Raw genomic sequence first — 19431 nt, 5'->3', positions numbered from 1 at the left:
TTCAGCGTTCGGCGATGGTGACGAGCGGTGCCTCGGCCAGTGACAGGAACAGTCGGCGGCCATCAATATCGCTGAGCAGTGTTGTGCAGGCATCGCCATCGCGTGTCACATGCGCCAGCACATGATCGCCATCCTCGACGTTGCCGAAATACCAGCAGTCCCGTCGGTTGTTCAATCGGATGGGATTGCCGCGGTTCTGCCGCCATTCGGCAGCTTTGGAGATCCGCACGAAGTTTTTGAAATACAGAAAGTCGGCGGTGTTGAAGTCCTGGATGCGGTTCACCTCGTAATCCATGGCCAGCGGCGCCTCGACCGGGTGGGTCTTCATCGCGTGATGGCGGTCAAGCTCGGCATCGATCAGATCACCGTTCACATCCTCTGCCGTCCAGATTTCGCGCACCTTGGCGAATTTCTTGTTCGATCCCTTGGTCTTGCGCTTGATGAAGCTCGACAGGATCCGCACCTCGGCCCTGACCTGGCCGTTAACGGTAAAACGCGTGGAAGATAGCGCATGTGGCTTGCGGATAGACAGAAAGCCGGTCTCTGCCACAAAGACATCATCCTCGCGCAGCGGGTTTCCCAGATCAAAGGCGGTGGAAAGATAGATCACCGCGCCATACATGCGGTCACCCTGGGAATCGAGCCACTCAGAAGGCTTGAGACCCAGGCTGCGCGCCAGCACGATCCAGTGATTTTCGAGCGCCGTGGCCAACGCCCAGTCTTCTGATAGGGTATGAATATCGAGATGCGGTAGCCCGGCAGTGAATTGGCTGGTGTAGTCCATGCGCGTGATCCTTCAATATCTCAGATAATTCCAGAACCCGTTGTTGGGAAACATGTCTTCGGGTGCGCCACAAACGATCGATTCAAGGCAATTCCCGTAAAAAACGCCAAAAGCCTGCTCAAACGTCTCGCGGTCCGGGTAATCGGATGCAAGCGGGCCCGGTTCCAGGGAAAAGACGAACCCTTCCCCCGTCCAAATTGAACGGGAAAAATACGCTGCCGCCTTGCCTAGATAGGCCAGCGCCGCGCCTCCGCGACCGATCTTGACCGAGCTGCCGCAGGCCGTGATGTCCATCCTGTCTCCATAGGGACCATCCGGGAATACTCGGACAAGGCGGGGGTCGCTGCGCATGAGCTTGGCCAGCTTTGCAAAGCCCTTCGCCACATCTGGCCCTGCGGTCGCGAGATGAAAATTCCGCAATTCCGGGGAGGGTTGCACGTGTTCGGCAATCAGCGAATACGGCATCTGTGGCGGCGGTATCGCATAGACTGTCGACAAGCCAGCGTGGGCATGTGCCAGCAGGACACTGCGCCCGGAGGCGATGTGGGCCAGCACCGGCGCAAGATCCAGAGGCGTGATCCGTTTGCGCAGCGCCGTTAGGATGGCCAGCGCGGTTTTTTCGTCCGCTGTCCTGTCGTCCGCCGGTTTCACTTGGATGCTCCGGGCGATCACGCTGAGATATTTCATGCGACGGACAAGCTCGCTTCCCCAGCGCATGCGGTCAAAAAACGCCTCGTCGTCCTTCGGATCCCTTCCACTCAGGCGGGCAATCATCGGACCCATCCGGTTGATCGCGGGAAATGGTCCTTCAGGCTGGATCCTGACCAATGGGTCCACAATAGCGGCCTCGGGGTCGGGCCAGAAATCGCGCAGGTGCGAGATCAGTGGGGTGATCTGGTGCTCAATGCCCCACTGTCGCAGCCAGTTGCGGATTCCCAGACGTTCGGCAGGGGTATGGGTGTTCAAAGCCAGAATGCGATTGGCCTCGACACTTGTACCTTCCCGATCGCCCAAACGCCAAATCGCAATCAGCCGGATGTAGGCCTGAGAGGCTGTATCGGCCAGATCAGGAGCGCCGAAACGGGTCAAGTGGATCGCCTCGGGCAACCGCTCAGGGGCTGCCAGCAGGATGCGCCCCGCCTCGGCAAATACGCGCTGACGTCTGGCTGCAGGCGGCTGTCCCGGGGTTTCGGTAATCCGCCCAAGCGCGGTTTCCAGAGCGTGCCGGATCGCCGCGCCATCCAAGTCAGCGGTGGCGAACAGGGCAGCCGGATCGGGCAGAGCCAGAACGCCGAACGATGAGGGAAGGTTGCCTTGCATAGAATTAACGATCCCGGCTATTGGAGAAGGAAAATATAGAAATGCAAACATATGATTGATCGGCAACAATTCGAATTCCTTTTTTGCAAATATGCAAAAGTCCCGGCTGTCTCGGACGACGACGTGATTTTCGGCAGTGGGATCAACCTCAGCTCGATCGGCTTCACAGAGTTCATCATGGAGCTTGAGGAGGTCATCGGGCGCGACATCGACATCGATGATCTCGATGCGTCGGTCCGCACCGTTGGCCAGCTTTATGCCCGGCTGAATACAGGCTGAAATGGGCCTGTCAGGGGTGGCATCCGACGGTATTTTCAGTGCCGGCATGAGGCTGCAACGGCCAAACCGCGTCGTTGATCAGACATCCCCTAAACCGACCCATACCGTGTGAAAACCTGAACAGGATTCCCAGCCTGATGTGGTCGCGGCATCCTTGGTCGTGGTGATGCTTTCCAAGCAGAAGTGACCCGGGCCGGCGTATAATTTCCACTGCAAGCTAATACTCAAAAGCTCGCATGGTTGGGAGATGAGGGTTCGCTAAAGGCCGCAACCAAGTGTCGAGGGTCAAGAAAGCGAGCAGGGGCTTCCTGCGACCAAATTTCAGCTCCTGGTCCGGGTATCCATACCAGTAGTCCTGACACCGCATCCCGCCGCGGCTGTAATATAAGGTTCATCTAAATGTAGCGCGAGTGACACATAGCAAGTCTAGCCTCAGGCTAACCAAAACCTGGGGACATTATGAAGCCTATTCAAAAATCCGCCCGCACGCTCGTCGTTGCCACTGCGCTGCTTACGGCCTTTGGCGCTGCTGCGACTGCGCAAGAGGACAGCCGTCCCAACCTAACGATCGCCGTTGCCGGCCTGCCGCCCACTCTGGAGCCCGCGAAGGAGCTCTCCAACGTCGGCACGCGAATTACCTATTCCGTCTATGACACGCTCATCCGCCGCAACTTCCTCTCCGAAGAGGGCGGTGGCGGCTCCGAGCTGACCCCCGGCCTCGCAGAGAGCTGGGAGCGGGTGGACGACCGCACCCTCGAAGTCCGACTCCGCTCCGGCGTGACCTTTCAGAACGGCTCTGGGCTGACGGCCCAGGACGTGGCCTTCACCTTCTCTCCCGAGCGTCTGACCGGTCCCGACACCCTTCTGCCTGAAGGTGCCGGCTATTTCTCCACGCTCGAGAGCGTCGAAGCGGTCGGTCCGCTGACCGTGCGCTTCGTGACCACTGAACCCGATCCGCTTCTGGAGCAGCGTCTTGCCTCCTGGGCGTCCTGGATTGTGAATGCCGCGGATTGGCGCGCGAAGGCCGAAGAAACCGGCGGCCTGCCGCGCTTTCCCGTCGGCACCGGCCCCTACATGCTGAATGAGTTCCAGGCCGATCAGGAGATCCGTCTGGAGGCGTTCGACGATTATTACGGCGGCCGCCCCACGGCCCAGAGCGTGACGTTCCGCGCGGTGCCTGAAGATGCGGCCCGCATCTCCGGCCTCGTCAGCGGCGAGTTCGACATCGTCACCAACATTGCGCCGGACCAGATCGCCCAGATCAACTCCTACGACGACATCGAAACGCGCAGCGTCACCCTCGCGAACTCCCACGTGCTTGTCTACAACACGAACCACCCTGTGCTGGAGGACAAGCGCATCCGTCAGGCGCTGAATCTCGCCATTGACCGGGACCTCCTGAACGCCGCCCTCTGGAGCGGTGAGGCGAAGGTGCCGAACAGCCACCAGTATCCCGAATACGGCGATATGTACGACGACAACCGGGACGACCTGCGCTACGATCCCGAAGCAGCAAAGGCGCTTCTCGAAGAGGCCGGCTATGACGGCACGGAGATCGTCTATTCCACGCACCCGTCCTACTACCTTAACGCCCTTCCCGCCGCTCAGGCACTGGTCGAGATGTGGAAGGCTGTGGGGCTGAACGTCAGCTTGAACGTCACCGAGGATCTGAACAACCTGCGCGGCGACGATCTGATGATGCGCAACTGGTCCAACTCTACACGCTACCCCGATCCGCTCGGCGCGCTGTGGCTGGCCTGGGGCCCTCCGGGCGGCCCGCAGCAAACGTGGATGACGTGGTCCAACGATGAGTTCAACGCCGCCGGTCGCGAACTTGAGGTGACCACGGTGCTGGAAGAGCGACAGGCGCTCGCCACCGAGATGCTGGACATCTGGGCGGACGACGCGCCTGGCACGATCCTCTACCAGCCGCTGGAGACCTACGGCGTCCGCAAATCGCTGAAATGGCAGCCCTACACGTTCTACTACATGGATCTGCGCCCCGATAACCTTGAGGTCGAATGACCTTGCCCGGGATCATTACATTGGACGGGAGCGCCGTTCGCCCTGCCGTCCAGACCAGGTCCGCAAGGATCGGGGGACCCGCGCTGAGCGTCACGGATCTTTCCGTGCGGCGGGGGTCCGTGGCTTTGGTCGAGAACACCTCCCTGTCCGTAGCGACGGGGGAGACGCTCTGCCTTGTCGGTGAGAGCGGCTGCGGCAAGAGCCTGACTTGCACCGCCATAATGGGCCTCATCGATGCGCCTCTGGCGGCCGAGGGCTCAATCCGGCTCTTGGGCCGGGAGATTGCCGATCTGCCGGAGCGCCAACTGAACGGGGTTCGCGGGCGGGACGTTGCGATGATCTTTCAGGACCCGATGGCGGCGTTGAACCCGATCCAGCGCGTCGGTGCCCAGGTCGCCGAGATTCTGTCCGTCCACGGCACGACCTCCGCCGCCGAGCGGGGCCGCGAAGTGCTCGCTCTCTTCGAGCGTGTCGGGTTGCCGGATCCCGCGCGACAGGCCCGCGCCTATCCGCACCAGCTTTCGGGTGGGATGTGCCAACGCGTGATGATTGCCATGGCGATTGCCTGCCGTCCGAAGGTGCTGATCGCGGACGAGCCTACCACAGCGCTCGACGTCACCATCCAGGCGCAGATCCTGCGCCTTCTGCGCGAGCTTCAGGACGACACCGGCATGGCGATAGTCTTCGTCACCCATGACCTGGGCGTTGTGGCCGAGATCGCGGACCGCGTCGCCGTGATGTATTCGGGTCGCGTCGTCGAGGAGGCGGGTGTGCACGAGATATTCGACGCGCCCCGCCATCCCTATACCCGCGCGCTCATGGCCTGCCGCGTCGGCACCGGCCAGCCAGGAACGGCTCTGCCAGCGATTACCGGAAGCGTGCCAGCGCCTTCCGCCCGACCTGATGGCTGCATCTTTGCGCCCCGCTGTGATCATGCCGGGCCGCTCTGTCTCGTCCGGCCTGCGCTGACGCAGCGGGGGACGTCCGGTACCCGGGTCGCCTGCCACCACCCGGAGGAAGCACAATGAACGAACCGATCCTGCAAATGAACGGCGTGACGCGGCGCTATGAGACTGGCGGCGAATTCTTCTCCAGGCCGACCGTCACTACCGCCGTCGATGATGTCAGCCTGACCGTCGCCGCCGGTGAGGTCTGCGCCATCGTCGGTGAAAGCGGCAGTGGCAAGTCCACCCTCGCGCGCCTTGCCGCCGGGTTCGACAGCCCTGATGCGGGGCAGGTGCTGTTCCGCGGCACGCCCTATGCAAAGCCGGGAAGCGCGCCGTGGCGGCGGGAGCGGGCCGTCGTCCAGTTCGTCTTCCAGAACCCCTCCAGCGCCCTTGATCCACGCGCGACGATCGCCAGCCAGATCGGCGAGATGCTGACCACCCACGAGCGCTGCGACGCGGCCACGCGGCAGCTGCGCATCGACGAAATCCTGGATCGTGTCGGGCTTGGCGGAATGGGCCGCCGCTTGCCGCAGCAGATGTCGGGCGGGCAGCTCCAGCGCGCGGTTCTTGCACGCGCCCTTATCGTGCGGCCGGAGCTGCTCATTTGCGACGAGGCGGTGAGCGCGCTCGACGTCTCGGTGCAGGCGCAGATCCTCAACCTGCTGATGTCTCTCAAGGACGAGTTCGGGCTGACAATGATCTTCATCACCCACGATCTCGGCGTGGCCCGCCACGTGGGAGACCGGATCGCCGTGATGCAGAAGGGTCGGATCGTTGAGAACCGGCGCACCGGCTACCTCTTCGAAAGCCCGCGCCACGCCTATACCCGCACCCTCCTTGCCGCGATCCCGGCGGCCACCCCCGCCGCCCGCCGCGCCTGGGATGCCGCTGCGGCGAAGGCAGCGGCATGATGCGCATCGTCGCGCATCGCGGCCATTCGGCCCGCTATAAGGAGAACTCGGTCGCCGCCTGGCGCGGAGCGGTGGAAGCTGGAACGGATCTAGTCGAAATCGACGTCCGGTTCACGGCGGACGGTCATGCGGTCTGCTGTCACGACCCGGATCTTTCGCGACTTGCGAGCGATCCGCGCCTTATCTCGGAGCTGCAGCTTGGCCATCTGGCAGAGCTTCGGGATGCGCATCCGGGGCTAGTGCCGGATCTCCGAGACGCCTTCGCAGAGATTCCAGCGGGCACAGGTCTTCTGTTCGACGTCAAGGATGAGCTCCCTTGGGCGCTGGATCTCCTCGCGGCGGTTCTGGAGCAAGCGGCCCGGCCCATTTGCGTCCTGGGTTTACACTCGCTTCAGGCCGTCCGGCGCATGGCCGGGGTCGCCCCGATTCTCGCCCTCTCGCCGCGCGGGTCTGACAGCGACGCCTTTGTCGCTGCGGGCGCGGACATAATCCGTCTTTGGGAGGCGGATGTGCCGCCCTCTGGCCCCCCAATCGACGCCGCGCCGGTCTGGGTCACCGCAGGCGGCGAGGAAACCGGGCGCGCGGTCGGAGATATTGAGGCGTCAGACCTCCGCCGCCTTGCCGAGCGGTGCGTCGCGGGCGTGCTCGTCAACGATCCGGAGGCCGCGCGCGTGGCCCTGACCCCCTCTTACCCTCGGGACTGACATGATGACCGATACCTGCCTTATCGTGACCTTCGACGGGTTGCGCCGGGACCGTGCGACAGCGGACCTGATGCCCAACCTCGCCCGCTTCCTCGGCGAGGGAACCGATTGCGTGAATGCCCGCTCGGTCTTCCCCAGCGAAACCCGCGTGGCGGTAACCAGCACCGTCACCGGCTGCGCCCCCGCTGCGCATGGTTTGGTCGCGAACCAGTTCCTGCACCCTGTGGTGCCCGACCGGATATTCCAGACTGCCAGCAATGCGGATCTCTCTGCCGCCGCCGCGGCGGGCCAGCTCATCGATCGCCGCTCGCTCGGAGAGCGTCTGTCGGAGGCGGGGCGCAGCATGGCCATCGTCAGCACAGCGAGCGGCGGAGCGACCCGGATGATGAGCCATCGCGCCCATGCCTTGAGGCATCCTGTCTTCTCCGTCCATGGCACACCGGTGGGCACCGAGGCGCTGCAACAGATGGCGGAGGAGCGCCTGGGCCCGGTGCCGGAGGCGGGCACGCCCAACAGCGCCCGCGTTGACCATGCGGTCGATGTGCTGACCGAGATCGTCTATCCCGAGCACCATCCCGACCTCGCGATCCTCTGGCTCTCCGATCCTGACATCACCTCGCATGGCTACGGCGTCACCGCGCCTGAAACCGCGGCGGCGCAGAGGGCTTGCGATGCGGCATTCGGCCGGCTTCTGAAGTGGTGGCAAGCGGGGAATGGCCCCGCGAACATCGTCGTGATGTCCGACCACGGTCAGATCACCGGCAGTGCCCGCGTGGATCCGGTGGCGGAGTGTCCGGACTGGGAAGGGCAGCTTGTGCCCGGTGCGCTCTGCGGTCTCTGGCTCGACGACCCCAGTGCGGGCGAGGTGCAAGACGCGGTGGATCGGCTGAGGGATGCGCCCTGGGCCGGCCTGATCTTCGCGAACGGACCTGACGGCGGAAGGATCAACGGTGCCATGCCGTGGTCCGCCGTCCATCAGGGACACGCCCGCACCCCCACCATTGGCGTCACACTGCGCGCGGGGCCTGAAGGGGCGGACGGGATGGAGAGCACGCTCTTCGCCGCCGGTATCGAACCCGGCGGAGGCATCCATGGCGGTCTGACGCGAGGCGAGCTTTCCACGGTCCTTGCGGCGCAGGGTCCGGCCTTCCGGCAGGGGCATCGCTCCGACGTGCCGTGCTGGTTGCCCGATATCGCCCCGACAATCCTGTCCGTGATGGGGCTCCCGGTGACCGGAACGACCGGGCGCGTGATGGCGGAAATCCTCGCTGCCGATGGAGCTGCCCCCGACTGGCACCGCCATGTCGAGACCGTGGAGCATCGCGGGCAGGTCCAGCATCTTGCCTGGTGGCAAGTCGGCGCGTCCCGTGTCGTGGATTGCGGCTGGATGGAGGAGGCAGGCGAGGCCGCCCCGCAGTGCCTCACCAAGGAGGCGGGCGCATGAGCGGCCCGTTTCTCTTGCGCAAGTTCGCGCGCTGCCTGCTGACGCTGCTGCTGGCGGTCACCTTCGTTTTCGTCGTCCTGCGTCTGTCAGGCGATCCGGTACAGCGGATGCTGGCCGATGACGTGCCGGCGCGAGTGATCGAGTCCTACCGCACGATGTGGGGCCTCGACCGGCCCCTGCCGGAGCAATACCTGCGCTATATCTCGCGGGTTGTGCAGGGGGATTTCGGCGTTTCCTTCCGGGACGACCGGCCCGTCGCCGCGATCATCGCCGAGCGCATTCCGGCAACGCTCCACCTCGGCCTCCTTGCGCTCGGGATCACGCTTTTGATCGGCATTCCGGGCGGCATCGTCGCGGCGCTGAACCGGGGGCGAGTGGTGGACCGGGTGGTCATGGGGATCACCATTCTCGGCCACAGCCTGCCGAATTTCCTCCTCGGGATCCTGCTAATCCTCTACTTCTCGATGACGCTTCGGCTTCTGCCGAGCTCCGGCATCGGTACATGGCAGCACATGGTGATGCCCGCCATCACGCTCGGCACATCGTTCGCCGGAACCGTGGCGCGCTTCACCCGCTCGGCCATGCTGGAGGTGCTGAACCAGCCCTATATGCGGACCGCGCGCGCCAAGGGACTGGGCCGGCCCGCCCGCGTCTGGCGTCATGCCCTGCCGAATGCGGCGATCCCGATCGTGACCGTGATCGGCCTGCGTCTTGGCGCGCTCGTCGGCGGGGCAACTGTCGTGGAGACGGTGTTCGGCTATCCCGGCATCGGGTCGCTTCTCGTCAACTCGGTGGCACAGCGCGATCTGGCGGTGGTGCAGGGCGTGGTCCTGCTGATCGCTTTCACGATGGTGGTCACGAACCTGACAATCGACCTCACCTATGGCTGGCTCGATCCGCGGATTGCAACGTCAGGGAAGGGGGCGAAGGCATGAGCGCTCTGGACGCACACCCGCCCGCGCGACGCTGGTTCTTTCGCCCGCGCCGCCGTGCTGTCAAGGCGCATCAACGGCCGTCGCTTCTGGTGATGATCTGCCTTTTCTGGCTGGCGCTCGTTGTCTTCACCGCGATATTCGCCGGCTGGCTGGCACCCTTCGGCTATACCGAGCAGAGCCTCATGAACCGACTGAAGCCCCCGGCTTTCCTTGGCGGTCCGGCGGAGAATCTTCTGGGCACGGACGGGCTCGGGCGGGACGTGCTCAGCCGCTTGTTCTTCGCCCTTCGGACGAGCATCCTGGTCGCGCTTCTGGGCACGGTGATCGGTGCCGTCACCGGGACCGTTCTCGGCATCCTTGCGGCGCACTTCCGGGGCTGGGTGGACGATATCGTCATGGTGCTGGTGGATTTTCAGGCCAGCGTGCCGTTCCTCATCGTTGCCCTCGCGGTTCTCGCATTCTTCGGCAACAGCTTCGTGCTCTTTGTCTGCATCGTCGGGCTGTTCGGGTGGGAAACCTATGCAAGACTGGTGCGCGGTCTGGTCCTGTCGGTGTCGGGGGAAGGCTATGCCTTCGCAATCCGCACCCTCGGAGTCCATCCCGCGCGAATCTACCTGCGCCATGTCCTGCCCAACATCGCCGGCGTTCTGGTGGTGCAGCTGACGCTGAATTTCCCGGAAATCATCCTGCTGGAAACCTCGCTCTCCTTTCTCGGCCTCGGCATCCAGCCGCCCGGAACCAGCCTCGGCCTCGCCTTGGGGGAAGGGCGCAACTATATCGCGACCGCGTGGTGGATCGGCCTGCCCGCGGGGATGGTGATCTTCCTGACAACGCTGTCGATCAGCCTCGTCGGGGACTGGGTGCGCGATGCTCTCGATCCCTCGCTCGCGCAGTCGGAGTAACGAGATGGAGCGCTTCGATCTGCCGCATGTGGCGGGCGTGATCTCCGATCTCGACGGTGTGGTGTATCGCGGGACACAGCCGATCCCGAGCGCCGTAGTACGGTTTCGCGACTGGTGGGAGCAGGGCGTGCCCTATTGCTTCGTCACTAACAACTCGACCCGCAGCCCCGAAGAGGTGGCCGCCAAGCTCACCGCGATGGGCGTGCCCACCGAGGCGGACCAGGTCGTCACAAGTGCCGTAATGACGGCGGAGGCGATGGCGCGGCGCTGGCCCGAGGGCGGTGCCGCCTTCGTCATTGGCGCGCCGGCGCTTGCGGAGGCGGTCGCGGATGCGGGCTTCAGTGTGGCAACGGATCGGGCGGACGCCGTCGTGGTGGGGCTCGACCGAGACTTCACCTATGCGAAGCTCGACCGGGCGATGCAGCTGATCCGGGGCGGTGCCACCCTGATCGCAACCAATTCCGACCGCATCCTGCCTAATGGAGACCGCTTTGAGCCGGGCAACGGTGCCATCGTCGCCGCGATTGCGGCGGCTGGCGGCACGGCCCCTCTGGTGATCGGAAAGCCCGAGCGGCATCTGGTGGACGAGGCGCTTGCGCGGCTGGCGATCCCGCCCGAGCGGGCGATCCTTATCGGCGATCAGCTTGCGACGGATATTGCGGCGGCGCGGGCGGCGGGTGTCTACGCGATCCTCGTGGAAACGGGAGTCGAACAGCTTGAGGGGGCAGGGCCGGCAGACTTGCGCATTCCAGATCTGTCGGCGCTCCCGGACTTCGGCCCGCCGGACGGAGCATAGGCAGGATAGCGGAAAACCAGCTTTTCCTCAGGCCGTCATATGAGCGACAGTCCTCGAAAGCCGCGTTTTCTTGAAGAATAGGACCCTGCGCTTCATCTTTTCGGGAATGTAACACAAGCCTCTTGGTCGCGAGGAAAACCGCGACAGACGGGTCGGCGCGCAAATTGTTCGGCAACGTACCGCTCCGCCCCGCGAAATATTCGACCGGCGGGCGTCCGAACAGAGCAGTGTATTCGCGTCTGAACGGATCAAAGTAGGTGGAAAAGTGCGAGCGCCCACAGTGTCAGGGCAGCGCCGGCCACGAGGGTATACACGCCATTCCAGCCTAATCCTGCCCGCATCGGGGACACCCCGCCCAAGGATGCAGCCAGCATCACGGATGCAGTGAATGGTGAAGTTGTCCCGCTCAGCGCCCATCCGGCGGTGATCGCCACGACCAGCGCCGTGGGCGGAATTCCCATCACTTCGGGTGAAGGCAGAATGGGCACCAGCAGAGACACGGCAAGGATCGGATTCATGCCCAACTGCCCGGTAAACGGGATGATCCAGACCATCGCGACGATAATGATCCAGGGCGGGATCGCTGTCAGATCCAACCCTTGTGCCTGCACCAGTGGCACAAGAAGGAATGCCCCGAGACTGCCGATGAAACCTGCCATGAACAGCAAGACAATCTCGCCGCGATAAATGGGCAGTTCATGTGTGAAGAACAGGAGGGCGCGTTGCCTGACGTTGGCGCTGCGCGTCACGCCAGACGGCGGTTGCTGCATCGCGACCCACAGAAGGGCGATAACCGGAACCAGCGACATGACCGCGCCTATCACATCGACATCCGTGACGACGTGAAGCATCGCGACGCCGACCAACACAACACACAGCAGCACCAGCAGGGGGCGCAACTGCTCCAGCCATCGCCCGGTCTCCTGTGGGTGTGCCTTCAACGGCCCCCGTGTTTTGTAAAGTGTGTCCAGACCCCATCCGACCACCAGCATTATCAGCGCGCTGACCACCCCCGGCAGGGCAACGGCAGTCCAGCTTGCACCCGGCACGACGGCGAGGCTGACGATCATTGAAAACCCCAAGGGGGACCAACACAGGGTGGCCGCAAATCCCCGCTGAATTGCGATCATCATGCGGCGGGTGCGCTGCCTGCGAATATCGGGGTCCGGCTCGCGCGCAGCACTCTCGGACGCCAATGTCCCCAGCAGCGATATCGAGCCATAGAGGAGGATCAGCGAGAACAGATGCCCGCCGATGGTCAACGCGGTATAGCGCAACCCCGGACGCTGTCGGGCTAGAAAACGGCCGCATTCGACAATTTCCGGCGCACTCATGGCAGCGCTGCGGATCGCTGTCAGGGCGGTGAACAACGCCATTATCATCGCACCGCGCTGCGCCGCTATTGCAGTCGCCTCCAGCCAGCCCGTAGTGGTCAGCGCGGCCCAAAGCACCAATGCGATTGCGATCAGCACGAAGGCGACCCGAGAGGCGCCGACGCCAAAGCTGAAAACGGCCACTGCGAACACGGCCAGCACCGAGGCCGCCACTGCAAATGCGGAATTGCCCGTGTATTCAAAGCAGACCATCAAAACGACGACCGCGGCAGGCAGAAGGCCAGCCGAGGAAAAAACGCGCGACGGTATCGAGATATTCATTAAGGCCCTGTCGCGTTTTAGTGTCGCTCCAAGTGCCCGTTTAAGCCACCTTCCGTTCGAAGGCGACCGGACTTTTCCAACTCAATTCTGAGTGACGACGGCGCGGGTTATAGAAGCGCGGATTATAGAGGTCATGGATGCAGGAGCCGCCACCATTCTTATCACTGACCTCAGCGCCTCGGCGAAGGCGCGGGCCAGCATCGGTGTCCTGCGCTGGCATTGTCATTCGCCTCGTTATCGGCAGCCGCGACTTTGATGAGCTCAGGAAGCAGCCGTATGACCTGGCGCCATGTGACACTTATGGTGGAGCAGAACAGGCTTGAGGCAAATCCGGCGCTCAGGTGGCTTGGCGCAACCATGTCAGCCTCCCAGGGATCACCTCTCACCTCTTCATCGAGAAAGAGGTGCCGGGTTGAATAATTACATTTTTGTAGTTATATTTTCAAAATGAAGATACGATTCATTTGGGACGAGACCAAGAACCGTTCCAACCAGAGAAAGCATGATGGAATCGCCTTCACTGAAGCAGTCCATGTGTTTCGGGATCCGTTCCGTCTGACCCGACAAGACCGGATAGAAGACACAGAGGAACGCTGGCAGACCCTCGGCGTGGTGCATGGCGTCACCGTGCTTCTGGTTGCCCACACGCTCACCGAAGATGACGAGGATGGAAAATCTGTCGAAGTCATCCGCATCATTTCGGCCCGCCGCGCCACACCAAGAGAAAGGAAGCACTATGAGCAAGAAAGCCACTGACTATACGCTCGACACGCTGCCACCTCTCACCGAGAAGCAGCATCTCCATCTGGAAGCCCTGGCCGCCCAGCCCGACGATCAGATCAATCTGACCGATATTCCCGAACTGACCGATGCCCAATTGGCCGAAATGAAACCGGCCGCGCAGTATCGGCCGATCAAGAAACAGATCACCGCCCGCGTGGACGCGGACGTGCTGGCCTGGCTGAAATCACAGGGAAAAGGCTATCAAAGCCGTATCAACGCCATCCTGCGGCGCGAAATGCTGGAACAGCGACAGACGAAAGCCCGGTAACCGGTCTGGAGACGCTCGCATGATCTATGCCCATTCGACGACAAGGGAGGACCGGTCCGGCTGGGGGCCCTTGCCGATCATGCAACCCGCGTGGCCGATGCCGTCGCGCGGCGGGCACAACCCTTCGGCGCCGCCGATCTTGCGGCGCATCTGGGTCACCTCCACGACCTTGGAAAGAGGAAGCCCGGTTTTCAGGCCAAGCTGGCGGGCCAGGCCAATGACACCCTTCATTCGGGCCCTCATTCGGGCGGGGGCGCGCGTCTGCTGGCCGAGGTATCAAGGGAGTTTTATTGGTCGATGGCGATGGGCTCTTTGGATTTGATCGTTGCTCGCGAACCTATCTTAACTAGGATCCGGTCATGATTTACCCTAAGAGTTTACCTGCCCCCCTCTTTGTGAGCGCGTTAACTCACGTACTGCCAAAACTGAGGAATATGTCGAAACCGAGTATGGCACACAGAACGTCAGCATGATCTTCAGCGCCGTCGCCGGATCGACATTGCCCTGCATAATGACACCACCATGGTTGAGGGCCGCCAACACCAGTCCGACAACCACTGCCACTCGCGCCGCGCGCCTGACCACAGCAGGGCTGAGAGCTATTTTACAAAGCTCCGAAAAAGAGTCCGCCGAACTCATTTGGCGAGAACGATAATGTCATTCAGCAACAACATTGCGCAGTCGGGGCTCATATCAAAGTTCTCCATCTTTTATGGTCAATCCTGTAGATTGAGGGTTTTTCGCTGTCAAATCCCGGCAGGTGGGTGGGGTGTTATTTGAACAGCTATCCCTCTTGGATACAGGCAATTTTCATTGCGGGCAAAGGCGTCTTGTTGCCCAAGGATGTGTGCGGCAACCGTTGGCCGCAGAACCCGGCGCAACGATGCAACGTCGTTTTCTGCTCTTCGCCGGGCCGCAAGTGGTGGCTTTGCAGAGCTTCCCGGTCTGCCCGTCGAAGCGTTCGAACATGCCCTCGGTCTGTGGCGACTTTGGGGGAGTCAGGCAGTCGATCTGCGGCCCGTTCAATCCCGTTCAATCCGGGCGCACCCGCACGTTAAGGACGACTTGCTGGCGATCGTTGCGTATGACGTTCAGGGCCTCGGCTAGCACCGCCGGAAGATCCTCGGCATCTTCAACAAGACGCGTCCACGCACGCGAGCCGGCGGCGACGGAGCAATAGTCAGGCGACGGTGACAAGCTTGACATCGGCGTCTGATTGGCACGCGAGGCAAAGCCTTCCGGATAAACTTCCAGTGTCGACAGGCGTACGGCGTCCCAAGCGCCGTTGTTGAGGATCACTGTCAGCAGCGGTAGGCCGTGCGCTTCCGCCACCTGGTGGCAGGCGACGGGATTGGCGAACATGTAAGAGCCATCGCCGACGACGCAGACGACGAGCCGATCGCGCTCGGCCAGCTGTGCGCCAAGTGCGGCGGGCAGAGCCCAGCCGAGGCCACCGGCCGGCGTGTTTCCAAAGAAGCGATTGCCAGCCTTGAGCGTGTAAAAGGGCGATGGCGCGCCGCGTTCATTGAAAATGATGCCATCATCGCCCAGAATATCGGAAATGCAGCGCGCGACCCACGCCTTGCTGGCCGCGCCACGGCTTCCGGCTTCTGCTGCCTTTGCCACACTGTTGCGATAGGTCTCATGGCGGGCAAGTGTAACCTCCCGGCGCTTGTTATCGGCGGGCGCATGTGCGCCGAGTGCGGTGTCGAGGGCCGAAAGGACGTTCGCCGTATTCGCTGCGATGGCCAATGACGTACGATAGGAGCGCACTGGCATCCGCGCGAACAGGGGATCGGGGCCGATATGGATGACTTTTGCTCCCGCGTCCGGCTGCGCAACATTTTCTATCCAGGCAACCGGTGCGTCGACGACCAGGATGACATCGGCGGCCGGCAGAAGCTCTGCGAGGTTGGGGCCGACGAGCATCGGATGGTCGCTTGCCATAACGTTACGTGTGGCGAACACTTCGCTGACGGCGATACCGTGTCGCTCGGACAACTCGCCCAGCAACGCCGAGACTTTTCCGGCCGGGTCGCCACGTTGACAGATGATCAGCGGATTCTTCGCCGAAGCCAGCCAAGCCGCTGCTTGCTCCACGGCCTGCGGATTGGGAGCGGCGGGGCTCGCCGCTGTTTGGATCGGCGGAGTTCTGTCAACCGGAGCCGGTTCGCACAGGGGCTCGCGCGGCATGCTCAGATAGACAGCGCCGACGGGCTCGGACATGGCGATGGCATAGCCGCGCGACACCAGATTGGCGGCGTTTTCTGCATATCGCAGTTCGTAATCCCATTTGACCAGCTCGCGGACCATGCCGCTCTGGTCAAATTGTTCCTGCCCATACTGGATCGGTGTACGGCGCGCACCCGGGCGATCGTGCTCGGTCAGTGGAGTGCGCCCGGACAGCATGATCAGCGGCACGTCATCGGCATGGGCATTGATCAGCCCCATCACGGCATTGGCCAGCCCAACGTTGACATGGACCATAGCGGCCTGCGGCCGACCGGTCACCAGATAATAGCCATGCGCCATGGCCACGAGCGCGGCCTCATGCGGCACAATGACGGGTCGCGGCGCAAAACTTTCGTCGTCGCCGCGTTTGGCATAGCTCTCGATGATTGGCGCAAAATCGCTGCCCGCATTGACGAACAGATAGTCGACGCCATTCGCCTTCAGGCTGGACAGCACCGCATCGGCACCAGTGAAATGGTCAATTGTGTCGGTCATATCGTATTCTTTGCCTTGGCTTATGAGAAGTCCGCAGTCCGTTTTCGAGACGGCGCGCTACTGCCCCATCATTGTTTGCGGAATGTAGAGCGCGATAGCCGGGAACAGGATCAGCAGCACCGTACAAACCGCCATGGCGATCCAGAACGGGATGACGCCGCGGAAAACGGTCGATAGCGGTACGTTGTCGGAGATACTGGCGACGACAAAGACATTGAGGCCGACTGGTGGAGAAATCAGTCCCATCTCGAGAGTGATCACAGCGATCACGCCAAACCAGATAGGATCGAAACCAGCGGCGACGATGACAGGGAAAACGATCGGCAGGGTAATGACCAACAGCGACAACCCCTCAAGGAAGGTGCCGAGCACGATATAGGTGGCGAGGATCAGGAACAGAATGCCATAGGGGCCGACATCGAGACTGGTGAGGCTTTGGCTGATAAAGTTCGGCAGATCGCTGAGCGAGAGGAACGGGCCGAAGATGTTGGCGCCAACGAGGATGAGGAAGACCATAGAGGTCGTCCGCACCGTTTGCATCAGCACCTCTTTCCACTCTGTCAGATTAAGGCGACCGCGGAAGAATGATACAAACAGAGTCAGCACCGCCCCGACACCAGCGGCTTCGGCCGGAGTGAAAAAGCCAAGATAAATGCCACCGATCGTGATGACGATGATGCCGCCAATCAGCGAGGCGCGCAGCGTGGCGCGGCAACTTTCGCGCAGAGTGAAGGGCTTTCCGGCCGGACCGTCGGCCGGACGTATCAGCGTGACAATATAGATTGCGACGACAAACAGCGAGGTGAGCAGGATGCCAGGCAGGATGCCAGCCATAAACAGGCGGCCGATCGATTGCTCGGTGAGCGTGGCATAGATGATGAACCCGGTCGATGGCGGAATCAGGATGCCGAGCGTGCCACCGGCAGCCACAGATCCTGTTGCCAATGCGTCCGAATAGGCGAAACGCTTCATCTCGGGCAGGGCAACGCGGCCCATGGTGACAGCCGAGGCAATGGACGACCCGCTGAGAGCGGAGAATCCAGCGCAGCCGATGACCGTCGCTGAGGCAAGTCCGCCGCGCAGCCGGCCGATCCAGGCGAAAGCCGCATCATATAGATCGCGACTGAGGCCGGATGCGCTGGCGATATTGCCCATCAGAACAAACAGCGGGATGACGACAAGTTCGTATTGCGTGACAGTCGCGAAGGCTTCGGACGAGGCCATGTAGAAAGCGCTGTTAAAGCCACTCAGCGCCACGATACCGGCAAAGCCGACGGTGGCGATGGCGAGCGCCACCGGCACCCGCAGGATCAGGAGTACCGCCAGGCCTACAATGCCCAGCAGCCCATAAAACTCATTCGGCATGCCTGTTTCCCAGCGTCAATTGTTTGATGATGTCGAAAGCGATGACCAGGGCATGAAGACCGAAGCCGAGTGACAGGGCGAAATAGAAGGGCGCGTAGGGCAGCGACAAAAGCATAGTCCGCTCGCCGAAATCACCGGCTTCCATACCGCCCACGAAGCTACGCCAAGCGAGGATGGCGAGTATCGTCAAGCTGATCAGGTCGGCAAGCAGGAGCTGGCCGCGTCGCAGCGGGGCTGGCAGGACATTCTTCAGGGCGTCGATGGAGATGTGGACACCCTGCGTTGCTCCGCTGGCGAATCCGCTGGCGATGATCACCGCCAGCATCATCACCATGATATCGCGTGCGCCAAAAATCGGTGATCCGAAGGCACGCCCTATCACATCGCAGAACACCAGTCCGGCCAGAAACAGGATTGCTATCCCGCCCAGAAGGCCGAACCCGTCGACCAGACGGTCAAGGACCGCCGGCCTAGCGTCCTTCGAACGAGGTATACTCATTGTTTGTTACTTCTTCTTCTGGAGAGCGGAGGCAATATCCGCCGCGTTTGCCACGCCGCGGCTCTCGGCATCTGCGACAAGCTGTTCCGCCACTGGTTTCGTTGCGTCTACGAAAGCCTGTCTCGCTTCGTCCTCGAGCCGGATAATTTCCCGGCCCGCCTTTTCCAGCATGTCCATGCCCCGCTCTGCTTCCAGAGTGTTGGAGGCCGCAGAATCGAGACTGAGCTGACGTCCGCTCAGGCTGTCGAGCGCCGTTTTTTCGCCATCGCTCAGCCCGTCCCAGGAATCCTTGTTCATGACCAGGAAAAAGACCGAGGAAGGCGTTGGCAGATCGAGTGTCACATATTTAACGACTTCGTCGAGACGGAAGGACGGCACGCCGCTCGCATCAATGAACAGGCCGTCGATGACACCTGTATCCATGGCCGTATAGATTTCGCTCGCCGGCAGGGGCACTGGCGTGCCGCCCCAGGCGTCGATAAGTGCCGCCGCAACCTGATCGGCGGTCCGGATTTTCAGGCCCTTTATATCGGCAAGAGTGCGCACCGGTTTGTCCCGGGTCATGAGGGCTGCCGGCTCAGTGCTCCACAGGGCGAGCAGCTTGGCCCGCTCATAGTCCGGGGCGATATCGGCGATGTCATCCCATATGGCGTTGGTCGCCTCGGCGGCGGTTTCGAAGAGACCAGGTGACACGGCCAGCATGGTGCGTGGAAAATTCTCTGTCGTATAGCCTGGCAGCCCGAAAGCGATGTCGGTGACACCGGTCAACGCCGTTTTCCACTGTGCCGCGGGACTTTTGCTCAGTTCACCGGAGGGAAAGATGCGAAACGTCAGACTATCGCCCGTCTGCTCGGCCAACTCCTTGGCCATCGGCTCGAGTACCCGCACCTGCATATGATGCATGGGCGACATGAAGTGCGAGACCTTCAACTCGGTGGCATTGGCGGATGTTGCTGCCGTTGTGATCGCCAAACCGAGCAATCCGGCCAGCCCTGCTGCTATACGTTTCATATCTTTCCTCCCCGTTGTTTTTTTCGACATGCATTATGCCGCGGCGGGATATCTCCCCGCCGCATGTGCTATTCTC

Annotated in this window: 20 protein-coding genes; 11 read left to right on the top strand and 9 right to left on the bottom strand. The window is 62.2% G+C overall.

Annotation, left to right across the window (positions count from 1 at the left end; all coding sequences use genetic code 11):
- Position 1 precedes the first annotated feature (1 nt).
- Both FQ320_RS19885 and FQ320_RS19880 read right to left on the bottom strand, forming a co-directional pair.
- Entirely contained in the window at positions 2 to 784 is a 783-nt protein-coding gene (locus FQ320_RS19885) for an LnmK family bifunctional acyltransferase/decarboxylase (protein WP_148475078.1), read from the bottom strand.
- 12 nt (positions 785 to 796) lie between these two features.
- Positions 797 to 2104, bottom strand: a complete 1308-nt coding sequence (locus FQ320_RS19880; protein WP_148475077.1) for a hypothetical protein — start codon at positions 2102 to 2104, stop codon at positions 797 to 799.
- 51 nt (positions 2105 to 2155) lie between these two features.
- Here FQ320_RS19880 and FQ320_RS19875 point away from each other — a divergent pair, with 51 nt between their 5' ends.
- The 9 genes from FQ320_RS19875 to FQ320_RS19835 all read left to right on the top strand — a co-directional run bounded on the left by FQ320_RS19875 (position 2156) and on the right by FQ320_RS19835 (position 11047).
- Positions 2156 to 2383 carry an acyl carrier protein gene (locus tag FQ320_RS19875; RefSeq protein WP_148475076.1) on the top strand — a complete coding sequence of 76 codons (228 nt, stop codon included), beginning with the start codon at positions 2156 to 2158 and terminating at the stop codon, positions 2381 to 2383.
- A gap of 459 nt (positions 2384 to 2842) precedes the next feature.
- A complete protein-coding gene (locus FQ320_RS19870; RefSeq protein WP_148475075.1) occupies positions 2843 to 4408 on the top strand; it encodes an ABC transporter substrate-binding protein in 1566 nt (521 codons plus the stop codon).
- A 119-nt stretch (positions 4409 to 4527) separates the two neighbouring features.
- Entirely contained in the window at positions 4528 to 5436 is a 909-nt protein-coding gene (locus FQ320_RS19865; protein WP_370513087.1) for an ABC transporter ATP-binding protein, read from the top strand.
- The gene (locus FQ320_RS19860; RefSeq protein WP_148475073.1) at positions 5433 to 6266 is read left to right on the top strand and encodes an ATP-binding cassette domain-containing protein; all 834 of its coding nucleotides are present in this window, start codon (positions 5433 to 5435) and stop codon (positions 6264 to 6266) included. Before FQ320_RS19865 ends, FQ320_RS19860 begins: the two co-directional genes overlap by 4 nt.
- Positions 6263 to 6970, top strand: coding sequence for a glycerophosphodiester phosphodiesterase family protein (locus FQ320_RS19855; protein ID WP_148475072.1), 708 nt, complete (start codon positions 6263 to 6265; stop codon positions 6968 to 6970). Before FQ320_RS19860 ends, FQ320_RS19855 begins: the two co-directional genes overlap by 4 nt.
- 1 nt (position 6971) lies before the next feature.
- The gene (locus FQ320_RS19850) at positions 6972 to 8414 is read left to right on the top strand and encodes an alkaline phosphatase family protein (protein WP_148475071.1); all 1443 of its coding nucleotides are present in this window, start codon (positions 6972 to 6974) and stop codon (positions 8412 to 8414) included.
- A complete protein-coding gene (locus tag FQ320_RS19845) occupies positions 8411 to 9349 on the top strand; it encodes an ABC transporter permease (RefSeq protein ID WP_148475070.1) in 939 nt (312 codons plus the stop codon). The genes FQ320_RS19850 and FQ320_RS19845 overlap by 4 nt, the downstream gene beginning before the upstream one ends.
- A complete protein-coding gene (locus FQ320_RS19840) occupies positions 9346 to 10251 on the top strand; it encodes an ABC transporter permease (protein ID WP_148475069.1) in 906 nt (301 codons plus the stop codon). Before FQ320_RS19845 ends, FQ320_RS19840 begins: the two co-directional genes overlap by 4 nt.
- Positions 10217 to 11047 (top strand): HAD-IIA family hydrolase, encoded by an 831-nt coding sequence (locus FQ320_RS19835; RefSeq protein ID WP_148475068.1) that lies wholly within the window; start codon positions 10217 to 10219, stop codon positions 11045 to 11047. The genes FQ320_RS19840 and FQ320_RS19835 overlap by 35 nt, the downstream gene beginning before the upstream one ends.
- A 248-nt stretch (positions 11048 to 11295) precedes the next feature.
- On the opposite strand, the gene FQ320_RS19830 is transcribed toward FQ320_RS19835, so the two are convergent.
- Entirely contained in the window at positions 11296 to 12702 is a 1407-nt protein-coding gene (locus tag FQ320_RS19830; RefSeq protein ID WP_148475067.1) for a hypothetical protein, read from the bottom strand.
- A 447-nt stretch (positions 12703 to 13149) separates the two neighbouring features.
- Between FQ320_RS19830 and FQ320_RS19820 the strand changes: the two genes are divergently transcribed.
- Both FQ320_RS19820 and FQ320_RS19815 read left to right on the top strand, forming a co-directional pair.
- Positions 13150 to 13458: a BrnT family toxin gene (locus FQ320_RS19820; protein ID WP_148475065.1), complete on the top strand. Its 309-nt coding sequence runs from the start codon at positions 13150 to 13152 to the stop codon at positions 13456 to 13458.
- Positions 13439 to 13753 carry a BrnA antitoxin family protein gene (locus FQ320_RS19815; protein WP_148475064.1) on the top strand — a complete coding sequence of 105 codons (315 nt, stop codon included), beginning with the start codon at positions 13439 to 13441 and terminating at the stop codon, positions 13751 to 13753. The genes FQ320_RS19820 and FQ320_RS19815 overlap by 20 nt, the downstream gene beginning before the upstream one ends.
- 24 nt (positions 13754 to 13777) lie before the next feature.
- Here the strand turns inward: FQ320_RS19815 and FQ320_RS19810 are convergent, their stop codons facing one another.
- From FQ320_RS19810 to FQ320_RS19785, 6 genes are all read right to left on the bottom strand, one after another.
- Positions 13778 to 13984, bottom strand: a complete 207-nt coding sequence (locus FQ320_RS19810) for a hypothetical protein (protein ID WP_148475063.1) — start codon at positions 13982 to 13984, stop codon at positions 13778 to 13780.
- A gap of 138 nt (positions 13985 to 14122) precedes the next feature.
- Complete coding sequence (gene nrtS / locus FQ320_RS26920; protein WP_148475062.1) at positions 14123 to 14392, bottom strand: nitrate/nitrite transporter NrtS; 270 nt, start codon at positions 14390 to 14392, stop codon at positions 14123 to 14125.
- A 393-nt stretch (positions 14393 to 14785) separates the two neighbouring features.
- Positions 14786 to 16480: a thiamine pyrophosphate-requiring protein gene (locus FQ320_RS19800; protein ID WP_148475061.1), complete on the bottom strand. Its 1695-nt coding sequence runs from the start codon at positions 16478 to 16480 to the stop codon at positions 14786 to 14788.
- Positions 16481 to 16537: 57 nt separating this feature from the next.
- Positions 16538 to 17845: a TRAP transporter large permease gene (locus FQ320_RS19795; protein ID WP_148475060.1), complete on the bottom strand. Its 1308-nt coding sequence runs from the start codon at positions 17843 to 17845 to the stop codon at positions 16538 to 16540.
- Positions 17835 to 18344: a TRAP transporter small permease gene (locus tag FQ320_RS19790; RefSeq protein ID WP_148475059.1), complete on the bottom strand. Its 510-nt coding sequence runs from the start codon at positions 18342 to 18344 to the stop codon at positions 17835 to 17837. Before FQ320_RS19790 ends, FQ320_RS19795 begins: the two co-directional genes overlap by 11 nt.
- A 6-nt stretch (positions 18345 to 18350) precedes the next feature.
- A complete protein-coding gene (locus FQ320_RS19785; protein ID WP_222861665.1) occupies positions 18351 to 19385 on the bottom strand; it encodes a TRAP transporter substrate-binding protein in 1035 nt (344 codons plus the stop codon).
- Positions 19386 to 19431 lie beyond the last annotated feature (46 nt).

Source organism: Oceaniovalibus sp. ACAM 378, from assembly GCF_008085915.1.
Taxonomy (GTDB): Bacteria; Pseudomonadota; Alphaproteobacteria; order Rhodobacterales; family Rhodobacteraceae; genus Oceaniglobus.
The sequence above is the reverse complement of the archived record's forward strand: the minus strand, read 5'-3'. Positions and strand labels throughout refer to the sequence as shown.

Coding starts and splice junctions, on each gene's coding strand:
- nrtS (WP_148475062.1), bottom strand. CDS start 14,392: ATGAGTTCGGCGGACTCTTTTTCGGAGCTTTGTAAAATAGCTCTCAGC.
- FQ320_RS19790 (WP_148475059.1), bottom strand. CDS start 18,344: ATGAGTATACCTCGTTCGAAGGACGCTAGGCCGGCGGTCCTTGACCGT.
- FQ320_RS19860 (WP_148475073.1), top strand. CDS start 5,433: ATGAACGAACCGATCCTGCAAATGAACGGCGTGACGCGGCGCTATGAG.
- FQ320_RS19800 (WP_148475061.1), bottom strand. CDS start 16,480: ATGACCGACACAATTGACCATTTCACTGGTGCCGATGCGGTGCTGTCC.
- FQ320_RS19820 (WP_148475065.1), top strand. CDS start 13,150: ATGAAGATACGATTCATTTGGGACGAGACCAAGAACCGTTCCAACCAG.
- FQ320_RS19870 (WP_148475075.1), top strand. CDS start 2,843: ATGAAGCCTATTCAAAAATCCGCCCGCACGCTCGTCGTTGCCACTGCG.
- FQ320_RS19850 (WP_148475071.1), top strand. CDS start 6,972: ATGATGACCGATACCTGCCTTATCGTGACCTTCGACGGGTTGCGCCGG.
- FQ320_RS19885 (WP_148475078.1), bottom strand. CDS start 784: ATGGACTACACCAGCCAATTCACTGCCGGGCTACCGCATCTCGATATT.
- FQ320_RS19845 (WP_148475070.1), top strand. CDS start 8,411: ATGAGCGGCCCGTTTCTCTTGCGCAAGTTCGCGCGCTGCCTGCTGACG.
- FQ320_RS19795 (WP_148475060.1), bottom strand. CDS start 17,845: ATGCCGAATGAGTTTTATGGGCTGCTGGGCATTGTAGGCCTGGCGGTA.
- FQ320_RS19880 (WP_148475077.1), bottom strand. CDS start 2,104: ATGCAAGGCAACCTTCCCTCATCGTTCGGCGTTCTGGCTCTGCCCGAT.
- FQ320_RS19830 (WP_148475067.1), bottom strand. CDS start 12,702: ATGAATATCTCGATACCGTCGCGCGTTTTTTCCTCGGCTGGCCTTCTG.
- FQ320_RS19840 (WP_148475069.1), top strand. CDS start 9,346: ATGAGCGCTCTGGACGCACACCCGCCCGCGCGACGCTGGTTCTTTCGC.
- FQ320_RS19810 (WP_148475063.1), bottom strand. CDS start 13,984: ATGAAGGGTGTCATTGGCCTGGCCCGCCAGCTTGGCCTGAAAACCGGG.
- FQ320_RS19875 (WP_148475076.1), top strand. CDS start 2,156: ATGATTGATCGGCAACAATTCGAATTCCTTTTTTGCAAATATGCAAAA.
- FQ320_RS19855 (WP_148475072.1), top strand. CDS start 6,263: ATGATGCGCATCGTCGCGCATCGCGGCCATTCGGCCCGCTATAAGGAG.
- FQ320_RS19815 (WP_148475064.1), top strand. CDS start 13,439: ATGAGCAAGAAAGCCACTGACTATACGCTCGACACGCTGCCACCTCTC.
- FQ320_RS19835 (WP_148475068.1), top strand. CDS start 10,217: ATGCTCTCGATCCCTCGCTCGCGCAGTCGGAGTAACGAGATGGAGCGC.
- FQ320_RS19785 (WP_222861665.1), bottom strand. CDS start 19,385: ATGTCGAAAAAAACAACGGGGAGGAAAGATATGAAACGTATAGCAGCA.